Below are 17,388 nucleotides of genomic sequence, written 5' to 3'. Positions count from 1 at the left end.
CCCCCCCTATTGGCAGCAGGTGTAGCCGCTGTCGAGCCAAAGCGAGGCTGCGAAACGCTCCGCAGGACTTGCCTGGCGCCCCCCCACCCAGCAGCCGCCGCAAAGAGCCGAAAGAGGGCGTGACGCCTCGATTCGGTGCGCCAGCCGGACTCGGTCGGCACAGAATCGTCACCAGGACCCGATAAAACCGCGCCCTCGACAACCTGGCACAAGCGCTGCATGACATCAGGCAACAGACATCAAGCCTGGCCTTCAACGACGAAGGCCGGCTTCCCGAGAGAACGGGATCGGACAAAGGCGTCCTCGTCAGGCCACTGACGGGACGCCTTTTTTGTTTGCGCGCAGTTTGTCGAGCCAGGCCCCACTGAACCTGCCTGGCCCCGGAGAAGCCCATGAAAAAACTCAAACTGGTGATGATCGGCAACGGCATGGCCGGGGTCCACACCCTGGAAGAACTGCTCAAGCTGAGCGACGAGTTGTACGACATCACCGTGTTCGGCGCCGAGCCCCACACCAATTACAACCGCATCCTGCTGTCGCCGGTGCTGGCTGGCGAGCAGACGTTCGAGGACATCGTCCTCAACGACCTGGACTGGTACCTGGAGCACAACATCAAGCTGCTGCTCAATCGCAAGGTGGTGGAAATCGACCGGATCAAGCGCCGGGTGATCGCCGACGACGGCAGCCAAGCCGAGTACGACCGCCTGCTGATCGCCACCGGCTCCACGCCCTTTATCCTGCCGATTCCCGGCAAGGACCTGCAGGGCGTGATCGGCTACCGCGATATCGCCGACACCCAGGCCATGATCGACGCCGCCAGGACCCACCAGCACGCGGTGGTGATCGGCGGCGGCCTGCTGGGCCTGGAAGCCGCCAACGGCCTCAAGCTGCGGGGCATGGACGTGACCGTGGTGCACATTGGCCAGTGGCTGCTGGAGCGGCAACTGGACCAGACCAGCGGCCAGTTGCTGCAGAGCGCCCTGGAAAGCCGCGGCCTGAAATTCCGCCTGAGCGAGCAGACCCAGGCGCTGATCGATGCCGGCAACGGCCGGGTCGGGTCGGTGCAGTTCAACAATGGCGACATCATCCCCGCCGACCTGGTGGTGATGGCTGCCGGGATCCGCCCCAACACCGAGCTGGCGGAACGGGCCGGCCTGCCGTGCAACCGCGGGATCCTGGTCAACGACACCCTGCAAACCTTCGACCCGCGCATCTACGCCCTCGGCGAGTGCGCCAGCCACCGCGGCATCGCCTACGGCCTGGTGGCGCCGCTGTTCGAGCAGGCCAAGGTCTGCGCCAATCACCTGGCCCAGCTGGGCTTCGCCCGCTACCAGGGCTCGGTGACCTCGACCAAGTTGAAGGTCACCGGCATCGATCTGTTTTCCGCCGGGGATTTCATGGGCGGCGACGGCACCGAAACCATCACCCTCGCCGACCCCATTGGCGGGGTGTACAAGAAGCTGGTGATCAAGGACGACGTGCTGGTGGGCGCCTGCCTGTACGGCGACACCGCGGACGGCGGCTGGTACTTCCGGCAGATCCGCGAGCAGCAGGCCATCGGCGAAATCCGCGATCACCTGATGTTCGGCGAGCAGGCGCTGGGCGATGTCGGCCATCAGGGCCAGGACAAGGCCATGAGCATGGCCGACAACGCCGAAGTCTGCGGCTGCAACGGGGTGTGCAAGGGCAGCATCGTCAAGGCGATTCAGGAGCACGGGCTGTTCAGCGTCGACGAGGTCAAGAAACACACCAAGGCCGCCAGTTCCTGTGGTTCCTGCACCGGCCTGGTGGAACAGATCCTGATCAATACCGTGGGTGGCGCAGCGGACGTCAAGCCGAAAAGCGAAAAAGCCATCTGCGCCTGCAGCGACCTGAACCACGGGCAGATCCGCCAGGCGATCCGCGAGCAGCACCTGCTGACCATAGCCAGCACCATGAGCTACCTCAACTGGCGCACCGCCAACGGCTGCGCCACTTGCCGCCCGGCGCTGAACTACTACCTGATTTCCACCTGGCCGGGGGAAGCCCGGGACGATCCGCAATCGCGGCTGATCAACGAACGGGCCCACGCCAATATCCAGAAGGACGGCACCTACTCGGTGGTGCCGCGGATGTGGGGCGGGGTGACCAATCCCTCCGAACTGCGGCGCATCGCCGACGTGGCCGACAAGTACCAGGTGCCCATGGTCAAGGTCACCGGCGGCCAGCGCATCGACCTGCTGGGCATTCGCAAGGAGGACTTGCCCGGGGTCTGGAAGGACCTGGACATGCCGTCCGGCCACGCCTATGGCAAGTCCATCCGCACCGTGAAGACCTGCGTCGGCAGCGAGTTCTGCCGCTTCGGCACGCAGAACTCCACCCAGCTGGGCATCGAGCTGGAGCACGACCTGTTCAACATGTGGTCGCCGCACAAGGTCAAGCTGGCGGTGTCCGGCTGCCCGCGCAACTGCTCGGAAGCCGGGATCAAGGACGTCGGGATCATCGGCGTCGATTCCGGCTGGGAGATGTACATCGGCGGCAACGGCGGGATCAAGACCGAGGTGGCGCAGTTTTTCGTCAAGCTCAAGACCGCCGAAGAAGTGCGCGAGTACAACGGTGCCTTCCTCCAGCTGTACCGCGAAGAGGCCTTCTACCTCGAACGCACCGTGCACTACCTGCAACGGGTCGGCATGGAGCACGTGAAAAAGGCCGTGCTGGAGGACCCCGAGCGGCGCAAGGCACTGAACGAGCGCTTGCAGTTCGCCCTGTCCTTCGAGCAGGACCCATGGCAACAGCGTCTGGCCGAGCCGCAGCTGAAAAAAGAGTACGAGTCGATCCCCGTGAAACAACTGGAGGTGCCGGCATGAACTGGCTGGATATCTGCGCCCTGGAAGAGATCAATGCCCTGGGCTCACGTGTGATCAAGGGGCCCCGGGGCGATATCGCGATTTTTCGTACTGGCGACGATCAGGTCTTCGCCCTGGACGATCGCTGTCCGCACAAGGGCGGCCCGCTGTCCCAGGGGCTGATCTACGGCAAGCGCGTGGCCTGCCCCCTGCACAACTGGCAGATCGACCTGGAGTCCGGCGAGGCCCAGGCACCGGACATCGGTTGCGCCCACCGGCATCAGGCACGGGTGGAAGCTGGCCGGGTGCAACTGATCCTGCGGGATGCCGGGTGATGTCGCGCCAGAGCACGGCCTCGACCTGTTGCTACTGCGGAGTCGGCTGCGGCGTGCTGATCGAGCATGACGGCCGGCAGATCCTCGGGGTCAGCGGCGATCCGACGCACCCGGCCAACTTCGGCAAACTGTGCAGCAAGGGCGCCAGCCTGCACCTGACCGGCGACCCCGGTGCCCGCGCCCTGTACCCGGAGCTGCGCCTGGGCAAGGATCTGGCCCGCAGCCGCTGCGACTGGGACAGCGCCCTGGAACATGCCGCCGGGGTATTTGCCCAAACCATCGCCGAGCACGGCCCGGACAGCGTGGCGTTCTACATCTCCGGGCAGTTGCTGACCGAGGACTACTACGCCTTCAACAAGCTGGCCCGGGCCCTGGTGGGCACCAACAATATCGACAGCAATTCGCGGCTGTGCATGTCCTCGGCGGTGGTGGGCTACAAGCGCAGCCTGGGGGCCGATGCACCGCCCTGCAGCTATGAGGACCTGGAACTGAGCGATTGCGTGATGATCGTCGGCAGCAACATGGCCTACGCCCATCCGGTGCTGTTCCGACGCCTGGAACAGGCCAAAAGCCGGCGCCCGCAGATGAAAGTGCTGGTGATCGACCCGCGTCGCACCGATACCTGCGACCTGGCCGACCTGCACCTGGCGATCCTGCCCGGCACCGACGTGGCCCTGTTCCACGGCCTCCTCCATTTACTGCTGTGGGAAGACTGGATCGACCGCGACTTCATCCGCGAGCACACCGAGGGCCTGGCCGAGCTCAAGGCCCTGGTCCGCGACTACACCCCGCCGATGGTGGCGCAGCTGTGCGGGATCAGCGTCGAGCAATTGCAGCAATGCGCGCAATGGATCGGCAACGCGACGAGTTTTCTGTCCCTGTGGTGCATGGGTTTGAATCAGTCCAGCGCCGGCAGCGCAAAAAACAGCGCGCTGATCAATCTGCACCTGGCCACCGGGCAGATCGGCCGCCCCGGCGCCGGCCCCTTCTCCCTCACCGGTCAGCCCAATGCCATGGGCGGGCGCGAAACCGGCAGCCTGAGCAACCTGCTCCCCGGGCACCGGGAGGCCGCCGATCCCGAGCATCGCGCAGAAGTCGCCGCCTACTGGGGCGTGGAGCAGTTGCCCGCTCGCCCCGGGTTGAGCGCCATCGAGTTGTTTGAACAATTGCGCAGTGGGCGGATCAAGGCCCTGTGGATCGCCTGCACCAACCCGGCGCAATCGCTGCCGGACCAGAATACGGTGCGGGCGGCGCTGCAAGCCTGCCCTTTCGTGGTCCTGCAGGAAGCTTTTGCCACCACGGAAACCGCGGCCTTTGCCGACCTGCTGCTGCCCGCCGCCAGCTGGGGGGAGAAAGAAGGCACGGTGACCAACTCGGAACGCCGGGTTTCTCACGTGCGCCAGGCGGTGCCCGCGCCCGGCGAGGCGCGGCCTGACTGGGCCATTACCCTGGACTTCGCCCAACGCCTGGAGCGCCGCCTGCGTCCCGGCCAGCAGAGCCTGTTTGATTTCAATTGCGCGGCCCAGCTGTTCGATGAGTACAAAGGCCTGACTCAGGGCCGCGATCTGGATCTGTCCGGCCTCAGTCACCACCTGATCGACCGCCTCGGCCCGCAGCAATGGCCCTTTCCCGCCGGTGCGACACAGGGCACGCCACGCTTGTATGGCGACGGCGTGTTTCCCACCGCCTCTGGCCGTGCACGCTTTATCGCCGATCCCTATGTGGCCGCCAAGGAACAGCGAGACGCGCGTTTCCCTCTGACCCTGATCACCGGCCGGCTGCGGGACCAGTGGCACGGCATGAGTCGCACCGGCACTGCGGCGCAACTGTTTGGCCACGTCAGCGAGGCGCTGCTGAGCCTGCACCCGGACGAGTTGCGCCGGCAACGCTTGCGCGAGGGCGATCTGGTGAGCCTGAAAAGTCGGCGTGGCGCTGTGATTGTCGCCGTCGCCAGTGATGACGGCGTGCGCCCCGGCCAGGCGTTCCTGCCGATGCACTGGGGCGATCGCTTCCTCAAGGGCGGGGTCAACGCCGTGACTCAACCGGCCTTCGATCCCCTGTCAAAACAGCCGGAGCTCAAGCACAGCGGCGTGCGCCTGGAACCGGTGCAGTTGCCCTGGCAGTTGTTCGCCCTGATCGAAGGCGAGGTACAGGCCCACTTCAAGGTTCTGCGCCCCCTGTGCGAAGCCTTTGCCTATGTCAGCTTCAGCCTGAGCGGTCGCGAGCGTCCGGCCCTGGTGATCCGCGCCGCCCACCAGGAGGCGCCGCAGCCGGCATTGCTCAAGCTGATCGACCAGCAGTTGGGGCTGGAAGGTGGGCCGGTCCTGGCCTACGACGATCCGCGCCGAGCCATCGGCAAGCGCGTACGTATCGAACAAGGACGGATCACCGCGATCCGACTGGCCGGGGAAACCCTGGCCCAGCACTGGTTGCAGCAGTTGTGGCTCGAAGGCCGCGCCGATGAGCAACTGCGCCGCTGGCTGCTGGCGCCGATGAGCGCCCCGCCGGAAGCCGGCGGCCTGGGCGGGACACGGGAACGGACCCTGTGCAACTGCAAGAACGTTGGTTATCGGGCGGTCTGTGCCGGTGTCGCTGAAGGCTTGAACCTTGAACAACTGAAACAGCAATTGGGTTGCGGTAGCCAATGTGGCTCCTGCGTGCCGGAGATCAAGCGCCTGCTGGCGGCGGCAGTGCAACCTGCCAGCGTCCCTGGGTGAGGAGTGAATATGAGTGCAAAAGTCTGGCTGGTTGGCGCAGGACCGGGTGATCCGGAGCTGTTGACCCTCAAGGCGGTGCGTGCCCTTGGCGAGGCCGAGGTGGTACTGATCGATGATCTGGTGAACCACGCCGTACTGGTGCACTGCCCCGGGGCACGGGTCATTGCCGTCGGCAAACGGGGAGGATGCCGCTCTACCCCGCAAGCCTTCATTCATCGCCTGATGCTGCGCTATGCCCGGCAAGGGCGCTGCGTGGTGCGCCTCAAGGGCGGCGATCCGTGCATCTTTGGTCGCGGCGGCGAAGAAGCCCAGTGGCTCAGGGAACGGGGCATCGAGGTGGAACTGGTCAATGGCATCACCGCTGGGCTGGCGGGCGCCACGCGCTGCGAGATTCCCCTGACCCTGCGCGGCGTCGCCCGGGGAGTGACCCTGGTCACCGCGCACACTCAGGATGACAGCCGCCTGAACTGGCAGGCCCTGGCGCAAGGCGGCACGACCTTGGTGATCTACATGGGCGTGGCCAAGCTGGCGGAGATTGCCGGGCAATTGCGTGAAGGCGGCCTGGCGGCCGATACGCCGGTGGCGATGATTGAAAACGCCTCGCTGCCTGAACAGCGGGAATGTCGCAGCGATCTGGCGGGGATGGAACGGGACGCCCAGCGCTTTGCGCTCAAAAGCCCGGCGATCCTGGTGATTGGGGCTGTGGCGGCCACGGCGTCCGCCCTTGAAGTCTGCGTCGGCCAAGCCTGAGTCGAGGCTCTGGGCGGACAAATCGCAGGCAAAGAAAAACCCGGCCTAGGCCGGGTTTTTCCAAGCTACAAGGCTAATTACTTAGCTTGAGCTTCAACCGAGGCTTCTACGCGACGGTTGATAGCGCGACCAGCTTCAGTTGCGTTGTCGGCAACTGGGCGGGACTCACCGTAACCAACGGATTGAACGCGGTTAGCGCCAACGCCGTACTGGTTGACCAGAACTTGTTTAACGGCGTTTGCACGACGCTCAGACAGCTTCTGGTTGTAAGCGTCAGGACCGACGGAGTCAGTGTGACCTTCAACAACGGTGGTGGTCTGTGGGTACTGCTTCATGAAGTCAGCGAGGTTCTTGATGTCAGCGTAGCTGTTAGGCTTGACGACCGACTTGTCGAAGTCGAACTTCACGTCCAGCTCAACACGAACAACTTCAGCAACTGGAGCTTCTGGAGCTGGTTCTGGAGCTGGAGCCGGTGCTGGAGCAGGAGCTGGAGCAACTTTGCCGCCGCTGCCACCGAAGTTCACACCCAGGCCGATAGTAGGAGCGTAGTCCCACTTGCCGTTGTCCAGCTTGTAGTCAGCTTCAACGCCGGCACGAGCGAACAGGTTGTCGGTGAAGTAGTACTTAACACCAGCGCCTGCAGTCAGGAAAGTCGACTGGTCGCGGCCGCTGTGACCGTCAGCGATCACGTTGGTCATGCTCTTGTGAGCAACACCGCCGGAAACGTATGGACGCAGAGCGTCACCCACGGTACCAAAGTGGTACTGAGCGTTCAGGCCGAAGTTGTCGCCTTTGATCTTCTGGTTACCAGTACCGTCGTTAGAACGGGTGTGGTTGGTCTTGTCGTAGGTAGCGTTCAACGACAGGTCGTCGGTCAGGAAGTAACCGATCGATGCGCCTGGGTTGAAGCCGTCTTCAACGTGATTAACGCTGTCGTTGTACTGTTTTTTGTAAAACAGTTCACCCTCGACCGCGCCTTGGCCTTGCGCCAGAACGCCGAACGAAGTCACGGCAACAATAGAACCAATGGCAATGCCCAAGGTGTTTTTCAGTTTCATCCGTTAAATCCCCATCTGGTGATTGTAAAGCAGTCCCACATACCGGGGGACAACTCGGCGGTAAGTCTATCAGAACTCACCTAGACGTAAGAGATATTTGCGCCGAACTAAGTTTCAGCAATGCCTGCAAATTTCTCACGCAATTTATCAAGAGCACGTTTGTAACGCATTTTTGTAGCACTCAACCCCATGTGCATGATGTCTGCGATCTCCTGGAACTCCAGCTCTGCGACAAATCGTAGCACCAGAATTTCCCGGTCAATCGGGTTCACATGCACCAACCAGCGGTCAAGTCCGCCCTTTTCCTCTGGTTTTGGCGCCTTCTCTTCAGAGGCCTCCTCGAGGGGGTCAAGACTTAAAGCGTCCATCAACCGACGCTTGCGCCGCTCCTTGCGATACTGCGTGATGCATTCGTTGTACGTGATGCTATATAGCCATGTCTTGAACTTCGATTTACCCTCAAAGTTCTTAAGGCCATACAGCACCTTCAACATCACTTCCTGACAGACATCATCCGCATCCCGATCGTTCCCCAGATAACGTGCACAAACATTAAATAGGGTCCTCTGATAGCGTCGCATCAACTCTTCATAGGCGCGTGTTACGTGAAACAGCTCCGTATGTGAGCGCGCAACCAACTCCTCATCAGAGAGCTCACGGGGGTCATAGCGCGTGGATAGCGATTGGGTTTTATTCAAAACGAGTCGTGCCGACAGTCAGGTCAATGTCCGCCGCTACCCGGTGAGGGCATTTTGCGGCGGCATACATTAGCAGGGTTTGCCGGGTTAGCGGCTACTTACATGCTGCTCCAGCAGGATCCGATTGGACAGAGAGACTAGCTCACCCTCCTCGGTCAGCAATGTAGTTTTAACCGTGCCAATCTCTTCGATCTGGCCTTCGACCTCACCAACACGTACTTGTTGCCCAACCTGGTACAACTCACGCACATAGATTCCCGCAAGAATCTGCCCGGCAATTTCCCGGCTTCCCAACCCCATGGCCAGCGCAACGGCCAGACCAACGGTAATCAATACGATGACGATCACATGGTTGAGCAGGTCGGTTTTGACCTCCAACTGACTGATCGCCACGGAAATACTGATGATGATCACCAGCCCCTGGGCAATGCGCCCCAGGCCACTGGCGTAATCCAGACCTACGCCTTCCGCTGCTCCGCGCACCAGGCCGTTGGCCAGTTGCGCCAACAGAACCCCCACCAACAGCACCAGTGCAGCACCGAAAACCTTCGGCAAATACAGCGCAAGCATGTCGAGCGTAGCCGAAACTCGCTCAAGGCCCAGGGATTCAGCAGCAGATACCAGAAATATAAGCAGGACGAACCAGTAGACAATCTTGCCGATCAAGGTGGAGATCGGCACCTGCAGTCCCGCGCGGGACAGCAATTTGGTCAAGCCGGTACCGCCCATCAGACGGTCCAGACCCAGCTTGGCCAGCAATTTCGACAACAAGGTGTCCAGCAGCTTGGCCACCACGAAGCCCAGCAACAGCACCACCAACGCGCCGAACAGGTTCGGAATGAAGTTCGCCACCTTGGTCCACAAGGCAGTCATCGCCGTGACGAGGCTCTGCGTCCAGAGATCAAGTTCCATATTCAATCAGCCTTATCAGCAGTGCGAGCAGAAGGTTTACGACGGGATACCGGCGCGATATGGGCCGATCCATTATTCAAGGCGATCATCAGCGCCGGCAGCCAGCGGCCCAGCAAGCTGAACAGATCCCCCGCCCCCACCTGGCGGTTGGCGGTTTTCAGTACGCGGCCCAGGCAGGCGTCATCATCGCGGCTCGATGGCGAGGCTTTGAGCATGTCACGCAAAGACTGTTCAAACGGATCGTGCATACGCACCTCTGGTGATGTCTGGAAAAGACGCGGTCAGTTTTATTCGGGTCACATGACGCATCATCACACCCAGCGCAAACGGCGGAACAACCACCATTGTCCGAGGGCCACCGCCACCAGCAGCAGGCAGGCGATGATGAATCCATAGGGGCTCGCGGAGAACGGAATCCCGCCGACGTTGATCCCCAGAAGACCGGTGAGAAAACTCATGGGCAGGAAGATCCCGGTGATGATCCCGAAGCGGTACATGGTGCGGTTCATGCGCACGCTCAAGCGCCGGTCTTCGGCCTCCAGCACAAGCCCCACGCGCTCTCGGGTCAGTTCCAGCTCTTCCAGGTAGCGGGTCAGGCTGTTGTGCAACTCATTCCAGTAGTCACCATCGTCGACGGCAAACCAGGGCAGTTTTATCCGACTCAACTGGGCAAAAATATCCCGTTGCGGAGCCAGGAACCGCTTCAGCCCGGCAGCCCGGCGTCGTATCTGCAAAATGCTGCCGTGCTCCGGGGTATACCGTTCGTCGGCATCCAGTTTTTCTTCTTCGACATCGACCACTTCAGACAAGTCGCTGACCAGATGCTGCACTTTATGGGTCAGATACTCGGCCATATAAAGGAGCAGTTCGGCAGCGGTTTTCGGCCCCTTGCCTTCGGTCAGTTGCAGCAAAAGCTCGTCAGTGGCGCGCAAAGGCCGCAGACGCAGGGAAATCACCCGCTGGGAAGAGGCGAAGATCCGCACCGACACCATATCCTCAGGCTCGGCCCCCGGATTGAGATTGATGCCGCGCAAGAACAGCAGCAACTCCGAGTCGGGCAAGGACAGCAGGCGCGGCCGGGTATTTTCCTCCAGCAGCAGATCACAGCTGAATTCGCTCAGGCCGCTGGAGCGGCGCAGCCAGGTCTGGGTTTGCGGATGACTGCGATCCCAGTGCAGCCACAGGCTTTCATGGGCCTGCAGCTGCAGATCGTCGAGCTCAGTCCGGGCTATCGAACGCGCACCACCTTCACCATCCAGCACCAGGGCATGCACCAGCCCCCATTGCGCGTTGTCTTCCTCGAACATCCTCATCCCTTGTCAGGCCAATGGTTTATTCAGGCATCTTCAGTGGGCTTGGCGAGACGATCACGCCGTTGTTGTCGGCGTAGACATATTCACCCGGACGGAAAGTCACACCGGCAAAGGTCACTGCCACATTGAGATCGCCGATGCCGCGCTTGTCGGTCTTCATCGGATGACTGGCCAGGGCCTGAACCCCGAGATCGGTCTGGGCGATGACATCCACATCACGGATGCACCCGTAGATCACCAGGCCTTCCCAGCCATTTTTCGCCGCCTTCTCGGCCAGCATGTCTCCCAGCAGCGCACGGCGCAGGGAACCGCCGCCATCGACCACCAGCACCTTGCCGTGTCCCTTGAGCTCCACTTGCTCCTTGACCAGCGAGTTGTCCTCGAAGCATTTGATGGTGACGATTTCACCACCAAAGGAATCGCGACCGCCGAAGTTGCTGAACATGGGTTCAACCACCTGCACCAGGTCCGGATAGGCGTCGCACAGGTCGGGAGTGAGGTAATGATTCATCGAGAAACTCCTGTAGCAGAAAGAACACGATCGAAGGTATCGGCCATTTCAGGGGGCCATTCTGGACATACGATTCCGGCAAGCCGAGGTTTAACCTGCCCCTCAAAGCAGCAGATCAGCCTGTCGCGCATCTGCAGCCCTGCCACCTGAACGGAAAGTCGACTCAATAACTGAATGTGACCAGAACAGCACAATGCGTCATATCTTAGCCGCAAGCGCTATCCAACGAAATGCCCTTGTCAGAGCCCTCGCTTCAAACCTCAGCCACCTGTTCGCCAGCAGAAGCCAGCAACGGCGTCTGCTGATCCTGGAGCCAGCGCGCCACCAATGGCCAGACCTCGGCCTGCGCCGGCTTGCTCACCAGCATCTCGACATGGCCGAAATTGCTACTGAACCCTAGCTCACGCCCCAGGCAGATAAATTGTTTCTGCTCACTGGCCAACTGATCGAACAACTTGCGACAGGCCCAGGTCGGATCCTGATGATCCCCGGCGGCACTGACCGCCAGTACCGGCACCGTCACCTGCGCCAGCCCGGCCCACCAGTCCTGGTCGGCATCGCCAAAGCGACCGAACAGGCCGTGCCAGCGCATGCTTTCCAGGGCCAGGCCAATAGGCTCGTCTTCCGGCCCGCGCTTGAGACGAGAACCGGACAATTGGGCAAAGCGCTTGATGAGCAGGCGCCCGCCCCATTCCACCATGGGGATTTTCAGCGGCCAGTAGGTCCGACTGATCTGGGTTCCGAAAAACGCCGCCGAAGCCACCCCCGCCTCACCCAGGTACTGCCCGCCCAGCGCCGCCGCCAGGGTAGTGCCCCCCAGGGAATGACCGATCCAGTGGGGAATCTGGGCGCTTTGCTCACGGACAAAGGCGGCAATCGCCGGCAGATCGTAGCGCGCATAGTCGGCCACCCGGTTCTTGCGGTAGTCGGCATTGCGGCGCGACAAGCCATGGCCGCGCATCTCGGGAATCCACACATCGAAACCGGCACGGGCCAGGTAGGCGCCAAGGCCCACGCCCTTGGGCGAATACCAGAAGCGCCGGTTGGAAAAGCTGCCGTGGAGCAGAACCACAGGCACGCCCCGGGCTTGCGGCTCATCCGCCAGCCCCAGGCGGGTCACGGCCAGTTCGACCGAAGGGTCCGGACTGTTGCCGGGTTTCAAGCGATAGACATCTTCGCTGAGGTCGCCTCGACGCTCGGCACTGATCAAGGCGACGGGAAATAGGTTGCTGCTGCTTTGCATATTCTTCTTGCACAAAAAAGGGCGGCATCCAGAAGAAGCACGCCCTGCTTGAATCTTCAAGAGCCGGTCCGCCCAGGGGCGCGACCGGCTCTTCGTTCACCGATTACGCCGCGCCCTGACCTTCGGCCAGGAAGAACCAGGTTTCCAGCACCGAGTCCGGGTTCAGCGAGACGCTTTCAATGCCCTGCTCCATCAGCCACTTGGCCAGGTCCGGGTGGTCCGAAGGTCCCTGGCCGCAGATGCCGATGTACTTGCCGGCCTTGTTGCAGGCGGCGATGGCATTGGCCAGCAGCTTCTTGACCGCAGGATTACGCTCGTCGAACAGGTGGGCGATGATCCCCGAGTCACGGTCCAGGCCCAGGGTCAGCTGGGTCAGGTCGTTGGAGCCGATGGAGAAACCATCGAAGTACTCGAGGAATTCCTCAGCCAGGATGGCGTTGGAAGGCAGTTCGCACATCATTATCACGCGCAGACCGTTTTCGCCGCGCTTGAGGCCATTTTCAGCCAGCAGATCAACCACTTGGCTGGCTTCGCCCAAGGTGCGCACGAACGGCACCATGATTTCGACGTTGGTCAGGCCCATCTCGTTGCGCACGCGTTTCAGCGCACGGCATTCGAGTTCGAAGCAGTCACGGAAGGATTCGCTGATGTAGCGCGAGGCGCCACGGAAGCCCAGCATCGGGTTCTCTTCTTCCGGCTCGTAGAGCTTGCCGCCGATCAGGTTGGCGTATTCGTTGGACTTGAAGTCCGACAGACGCACGATGACCTTCTTCGGAGTGAACGCCGCAGCCAGGGTGCTGATGCCTTCCACCAGCTTGTCGACGTAGAAATCCACAGGATCGTGGTAGCCGGCAATACGCTTGTCGACGCTGTCCTTGATCTCTTGCGGCAGCCCGGCGTAGTTCAGCAGCGCCTTGGGGTGCACGCCGATCATGCGGTTGATGATGAACTCCAGGCGGGCCAGGCCCACGCCGGCGTTCGGCAACTGGGCGAAGTCGAAGGCGCGGTCCGGGTTGCCGACGTTCATCATGATCTTGAACGGCAGTTCCGGCATGGCGTCTACCGAGTTCTGCTTGATGTCGAAGCCCAGTTCGCCTTCGAAGATCAAGCCGGTGTCGCCTTCGGCGCAGGAAACGGTCACGCCCTGGCCATCCTTGAGCAGCTCGGTGGCGTTGCCACAGCCCACTACCGCCGGAATCCCCAGTTCACGAGCGATGATCGCCGCGTGGCAGGTACGACCGCCACGGTTGGTGACGATGGCGCTGGCGCGCTTCATCACCGGCTCCCAGTCCGGGTCGGTCATGTCGGAAACCAGTACGTCGCCGGCCTGGACCTTGTCCATCTCGGAAACGTCCTTGATGATCCGCACCTTGCCGGCGCCGATGCGCTGGCCGATGGCACGGCCTTCCACCAGGACGGTGCCGGTTTCCTTGAGCAGGTAGCGTTCCATGACGTTGGCCTGGGTACGGCTCTTCACGGTTTCCGGACGGGCCTGGACGATGTACAGCTTGCCGTCGTCGCCATCTTTGGCCCACTCGATATCCATCGGGCACTGGTAGTGCTTCTCGATGATCATCGCCTGCTTGGCCAGCTCGCTGACTTCGGCGTCGGTCAGGCAGAAACGTGCGCGATCGGCCGCGTCCACGTCCACGGTCTTCACCGAGCGACCGGCCTTGGCCTCGTCGCCGTAGATCATCTTGATCGCCTTGCTGCCCAGGTTGCGGCGCAGGATGGCCGGACGGCCGGCTTCAAGGGTGTTCTTGTGGACGTAGAACTCGTCCGGGTTGACCGCGCCCTGGACCACGGTTTCACCCAGGCCGTAGGCACCGGTGATGAACACCACGTCACGGAAGCCCGATTCGGTGTCGAGGGTGAACATCACGCCGGCAGTGCCGGTTTCCGAACGCACCATGCGCTGCACACCGGCAGACAGGGCCACCAGCTTGTGGTCGAAACCCTGGTGTACGCGGTAGGAAATGGCGCGATCGTTGAACAGGGAGGCAAACACTTCCTTGGCGGCACGGATCACGTTGTCCACGCCACGGATGTTGAGGAAGGTTTCCTGCTGGCCGGCGAAGGAGGCATCCGGCAAGTCTTCGGCGGTGGCCGAGGAACGCACGGCCACGGCCATTTCCGGGTTGCCGGCCGACAGCGCGGCGAAGGCGGTACGAATCTCGGTGTTCAGGCGCTCGGGGAACTCGGCTTCCATGATCCATTGACGGATCTGCGCGCCGGTCTTGGCCAGGGCGTTGACGTCATCGACATCCAGCGCATCGAGGGCGGCATGGATCTGGTCGTTCAGACCGCTCAACTCAAGAAAATCACGATAAGCCTGAGCTGTCGTGGCAAAGCCACCAGGGACCGATACGCCCGCACCTGCGAGGTTGCTGATCATCTCGCCCAGGGATGCGTTCTTGCCCCCCACATGCTCAACATCGTGTTTGCCGAGCTTATCGAGGGAAACTACGTACTCTACCAAGGTGATCTCTCCACTAACTGTGTTGGAAAAGCTCAGAAGCCGGCTGCTCGGGGGAGCGTTTGCCCGCTATATGGCCTGGACCTGGAAAATAAGTGAGAATGCGGGCCATTCCCGGCCGACAAATCGCGCCTATCATATCCAAGAATCGTCACTAGCTTAAGGCCCAAGCCGCAAATGAAACGATCTGCTTTCTTTATTTCCGACGGTACCGGTATCACAGCGGAAACCCTCGGCCAGAGCCTGTTGGCGCAGTTCGAAAACATTACCTTCAGCAAATTCACGCGGCCGTACATCGACAGCATGGAAAAAGCGCGGGCCATGGTACAACAAATCAATATGGCCGCCGAAAAAGACGGCCATCGGCCGATCATTTTCGACACCATCGTCAATCAGGACATTCGTGAGATTCTCGCGACCTCCAATGGTTTCATGATCGACATCTTCTCGACCTTCCTCGCGCCCCTGGAACAGGAGCTCAGCGAGCACTCCTCCTACTCCGTCGGCAAGTCCCATTCCATTGGCCACAACTCCAACTACATGGAGCGGATCGAGGCGGTGAACTTCGCCCTGGACAACGACGACGGCGCCCGCACCCACTACTACGACAAGGCCGACCTGATCCTGGTGGGCGTGTCGCGCTGCGGCAAGACCCCAACCTGCCTGTACATGGCCATGCAATTCGGCATCCGCGCGGCCAACTACCCGCTGACCGAAGAAGACATGGAGCGCCTGCAACTGCCCAATGCCCTGCGCGCCCACAAGCACAAGCTGTTTGGCCTGACCATCGACCCCGACCGCCTCACCGCGATCCGCAACGAGCGCAAGCCCAACAGCCGCTACTCCAGCTACGCCCAGTGCGAGTTCGAAGTGCGCGAAGTGGAGAACCTGTTCCGCCGCGAAAACATTCCCCATATCAACTCCACGCATTTCTCGGTGGAAGAGATCTCGGCCAAGATCCTCGTGGAAAAAGGCGTGGAGCGCCGCTTCAAGTAGGCCGCGCCACGGCTTCAGCCCGCCCGATGTGGCAAGGAATCGTCCCTGCCACAAGGCTTGCCCCCATCACCCCGTCACCACCCCGGCAATCCGCGCTCCTGGCGTAACGCCGTCGCCAGGGCAGCAAAGCCCTCAGTCAGCTTCCGATCATCGGCCGTGGTGTTGCAGACACTGGCACGAATGAACTGCGGCACCGCCGCCTGACCCACGGCAAAGGTCTCGGCAGTGGCCACCAGATAGTGCTGCTGCTTCAGGTGCGCCTCGATCTCCGAGGCCCGCCAGGGCTCGGGAACGCGGATCCAGAAATGCGGGCAGGCCTCTGGACTGCGCCATTGCAACCCCTGTAGCAGCCCCGCCACCAACCCCTTGCGCCGGGTGATCTCGAGCATTTGCTGCTGACGCAGGCGTTCGGCAATACCGTTGTCGATCCAACCGGCAGCCAGCTCCAGGGCGAGCGGCGTGGCCATCCAGCAGGTCGCCCGCAGCGCGGCGGCCAATCGTCCCACCAGCGGCGCCGGCCCGCACAGGAAACCGACCCGCAACCCCGCGGCCACGGCCTTGCTCAAGCTGCTGATCAGCACCGTGCGCTCAGGGGCAAAATGCGCCAGCGGCGCCGGCCGCCGGGCCATCAGCACCGCGTGGGTTTCGTCCTCCAGAATCAACAGGTTGTGCCGCCGGCAGACGTCGGCGATCGCCTCCCGGCGCGCCGCGGTCTGCACCGCGGTGCTGGGGTTCTGCAAGGTCGGCGTGCAATACAGGGCCGCCAGCCGATGATGCCGGCACGCCTCTTCCAGCGCCTCGGGCAGCAGCCCCTGCTCATCCATGGGCAGGCCCAGCAACTTGATCCCCTGCATCCGTGCGGTACTGATCAGGCCCGGATAGGTCAGGTGCTCGGTGGCCAGGGTATCCCCGGCCTTGAGCAGCGCCAGCAGGGCGATATGCAAGCCGTGCTGGGCGCCGTTGACGCAAATCACCTGCGAGGCATCGACCTGCAACCCTGCCTGGGTCAGCCAGCGCGCGCCGGCCTCGCGATAGCGCGCCAGCCCGGCCTCCGGGCTGTAGCGAGCCACCTCCAGCAGCCCTTGGGGATCGTCCGCCAGCGCCCGCAGGCCCTGAGCGAGCAAACGGCTCTCCGCCCCGGGAATATGCGTATTGCGGCTCATGTCGAACAGCGCGGGCGACTCGTCCCCAACATGACGAAACCCGGCGTCGCGCGAACGCTGCAAGCCGTCCTGACGCACGTAGGTGCCATCACCGACCCGCGCCACCACCTGCCCCATGCGCTCCAGCTCGGCATAGGCGCGACTGATGGTGCCAATGGTCACCCCCAGTTGATCGGCCAGCTGGCGATGGGGAAACAGCTTGCTGCCAGGGGCCAGCAGCCCCTGGTCAATGCCCTGATCCAGTGCGTCGGCCAGGCGCTTGTACTTGGGCCCCGCCCCTTCGTGTAAGGCGGAACGCAACATTGACACCATGTCAATACTTACTTTGACAGCCATCATTTACCCCAATAACGTGCTTTACAGGTTCAATCACCGGAAATGACCCGCTCAA

14 protein-coding genes are annotated in these 17,388 nt (G+C 62.1%); 5 read left to right on the top strand and 9 right to left on the bottom strand.

What is annotated here, in order from left to right:
- Window positions 1-392 precede the first annotated feature (392 nt).
- From nirB to cobA, 4 genes are read left to right on the top strand one after another with little or no spacing between them, the layout of a single operon-like run.
- The gene (gene nirB / locus PST29_RS09705) at window positions 393-2,846 is read left to right on the top strand and encodes a nitrite reductase large subunit NirB (RefSeq protein WP_060842928.1); all 2,454 of its coding nucleotides are present in this window, start codon (window positions 393-395) and stop codon (window positions 2,844-2,846) included.
- The gene (gene nirD, locus PST29_RS09700) at window positions 2,843-3,160 is read left to right on the top strand and encodes a nitrite reductase small subunit NirD (RefSeq protein ID WP_060838293.1); all 318 of its coding nucleotides are present in this window, start codon (window positions 2,843-2,845) and stop codon (window positions 3,158-3,160) included. The genes nirB and nirD overlap by 4 nt, the downstream gene beginning before the upstream one ends.
- Complete coding sequence (locus tag PST29_RS09695) at window positions 3,160-5,877, top strand: nitrate reductase (RefSeq protein ID WP_060842927.1); 2,718 nt, start codon at window positions 3,160-3,162, stop codon at window positions 5,875-5,877. Before nirD ends, PST29_RS09695 begins: the two co-directional genes overlap by 1 nt.
- A 9-nt stretch (window positions 5,878-5,886) precedes the next feature.
- Window positions 5,887-6,627, top strand: a complete 741-nt coding sequence (gene cobA / locus PST29_RS09690) for a uroporphyrinogen-III C-methyltransferase (protein ID WP_060842926.1) — start codon at window positions 5,887-5,889, stop codon at window positions 6,625-6,627.
- Window positions 6,628-6,704: 77 nt separating this feature from the next.
- Here cobA and PST29_RS09685 read toward each other — a convergent pair whose 3' ends face one another.
- From PST29_RS09685 to ppsA, 8 genes are all read right to left on the bottom strand, one after another.
- The gene (locus PST29_RS09685; RefSeq protein WP_060838290.1) at window positions 6,705-7,685 is read right to left on the bottom strand and encodes an OmpA family protein; all 981 of its coding nucleotides are present in this window, start codon (window positions 7,683-7,685) and stop codon (window positions 6,705-6,707) included.
- Between the two features lie 107 nt (window positions 7,686-7,792).
- Entirely contained in the window at window positions 7,793-8,383 is a 591-nt protein-coding gene (sigX, locus tag PST29_RS09680) for an RNA polymerase sigma factor SigX (RefSeq protein WP_011060195.1), read from the bottom strand.
- Between the two features lie 87 nt (window positions 8,384-8,470).
- Window positions 8,471-9,295, bottom strand: coding sequence for a mechanosensitive ion channel family protein (locus PST29_RS09675; protein ID WP_016964357.1), 825 nt, complete (start codon window positions 9,293-9,295; stop codon window positions 8,471-8,473).
- A gap of 2 nt (window positions 9,296-9,297) precedes the next feature.
- Window positions 9,298-9,543, bottom strand: coding sequence for a hypothetical protein (locus tag PST29_RS09670; protein ID WP_060838289.1), 246 nt, complete (start codon window positions 9,541-9,543; stop codon window positions 9,298-9,300).
- A 63-nt stretch (window positions 9,544-9,606) separates the two neighbouring features.
- Window positions 9,607-10,602, bottom strand: coding sequence for a zinc transporter ZntB (locus tag PST29_RS09665; RefSeq protein ID WP_016964356.1), 996 nt, complete (start codon window positions 10,600-10,602; stop codon window positions 9,607-9,609).
- Window positions 10,603-10,627: 25 nt separating this feature from the next.
- Entirely contained in the window at window positions 10,628-11,119 is a 492-nt protein-coding gene (rraA, locus tag PST29_RS09660) for a ribonuclease E activity regulator RraA (RefSeq protein WP_009042919.1), read from the bottom strand.
- Window positions 11,120-11,372: 253 nt separating this feature from the next.
- A complete protein-coding gene (locus PST29_RS09655; RefSeq protein ID WP_060842925.1) occupies window positions 11,373-12,362 on the bottom strand; it encodes an alpha/beta fold hydrolase in 990 nt (329 codons plus the stop codon).
- 103 nt (window positions 12,363-12,465) lie between these two features.
- Window positions 12,466-14,841 carry a phosphoenolpyruvate synthase gene (ppsA, locus tag PST29_RS09650; RefSeq protein WP_060838285.1) on the bottom strand — a complete coding sequence of 792 codons (2,376 nt, stop codon included), beginning with the start codon at window positions 14,839-14,841 and terminating at the stop codon, window positions 12,466-12,468.
- Window positions 14,842-15,015: 174 nt separating this feature from the next.
- On the opposite strand from ppsA, the gene ppsR reads away from it, so the two are divergent.
- The gene (gene ppsR, locus PST29_RS09645; protein WP_016964354.1) at window positions 15,016-15,834 is read left to right on the top strand and encodes a posphoenolpyruvate synthetase regulatory kinase/phosphorylase PpsR; all 819 of its coding nucleotides are present in this window, start codon (window positions 15,016-15,018) and stop codon (window positions 15,832-15,834) included.
- A gap of 74 nt (window positions 15,835-15,908) precedes the next feature.
- Here ppsR and PST29_RS09640 read toward each other — a convergent pair whose 3' ends face one another.
- A complete protein-coding gene (locus PST29_RS09640; protein WP_060845089.1) occupies window positions 15,909-17,333 on the bottom strand; it encodes an aminotransferase-like domain-containing protein in 1,425 nt (474 codons plus the stop codon).
- Window positions 17,334-17,388 lie beyond the last annotated feature (55 nt).

The organism is Pseudomonas sp. St29, assembly GCF_001547915.1.
GTDB lineage: Bacteria > Pseudomonadota > Gammaproteobacteria > Pseudomonadales > Pseudomonadaceae > Aquipseudomonas.
Note: the sequence above shows the minus strand (reverse complement) of the source record. Positions and strands in the feature narration are given on the sequence as shown.

Bases quoted from the DNA above. Each gene is read 5' to 3' on its own strand.
- nirB (WP_060842928.1), top strand. From the start codon at position 393: ATGAAAAAACTCAAACTGGTGATGATCGGCAACGGCATGGCCGGGGTC.
- nirD (WP_060838293.1), top strand. From the start codon at position 2,843: ATGAACTGGCTGGATATCTGCGCCCTGGAAGAGATCAATGCCCTGGGC.
- PST29_RS09695 (WP_060842927.1), top strand. From the start codon at position 3,160: ATGTCGCGCCAGAGCACGGCCTCGACCTGTTGCTACTGCGGAGTCGGC.
- cobA (WP_060842926.1), top strand. From the start codon at position 5,887: ATGAGTGCAAAAGTCTGGCTGGTTGGCGCAGGACCGGGTGATCCGGAG.
- PST29_RS09685 (WP_060838290.1), bottom strand. From the start codon at position 7,685: ATGAAACTGAAAAACACCTTGGGCATTGCCATTGGTTCTATTGTTGCC.
- PST29_RS09675 (WP_016964357.1), bottom strand. From the start codon at position 9,295: ATGGAACTTGATCTCTGGACGCAGAGCCTCGTCACGGCGATGACTGCC.
- PST29_RS09670 (WP_060838289.1), bottom strand. From the start codon at position 9,543: ATGCACGATCCGTTTGAACAGTCTTTGCGTGACATGCTCAAAGCCTCG.
- PST29_RS09665 (WP_016964356.1), bottom strand. From the start codon at position 10,602: ATGTTCGAGGAAGACAACGCGCAATGGGGGCTGGTGCATGCCCTGGTG.
- rraA (WP_009042919.1), bottom strand. From the start codon at position 11,119: ATGAATCATTACCTCACTCCCGACCTGTGCGACGCCTATCCGGACCTG.
- PST29_RS09655 (WP_060842925.1), bottom strand. From the start codon at position 12,362: ATGCAAAGCAGCAGCAACCTATTTCCCGTCGCCTTGATCAGTGCCGAG.
- ppsR (WP_016964354.1), top strand. From the start codon at position 15,016: ATGAAACGATCTGCTTTCTTTATTTCCGACGGTACCGGTATCACAGCG.
- PST29_RS09640 (WP_060845089.1), bottom strand. From the start codon at position 17,333: ATGGCTGTCAAAGTAAGTATTGACATGGTGTCAATGTTGCGTTCCGCC.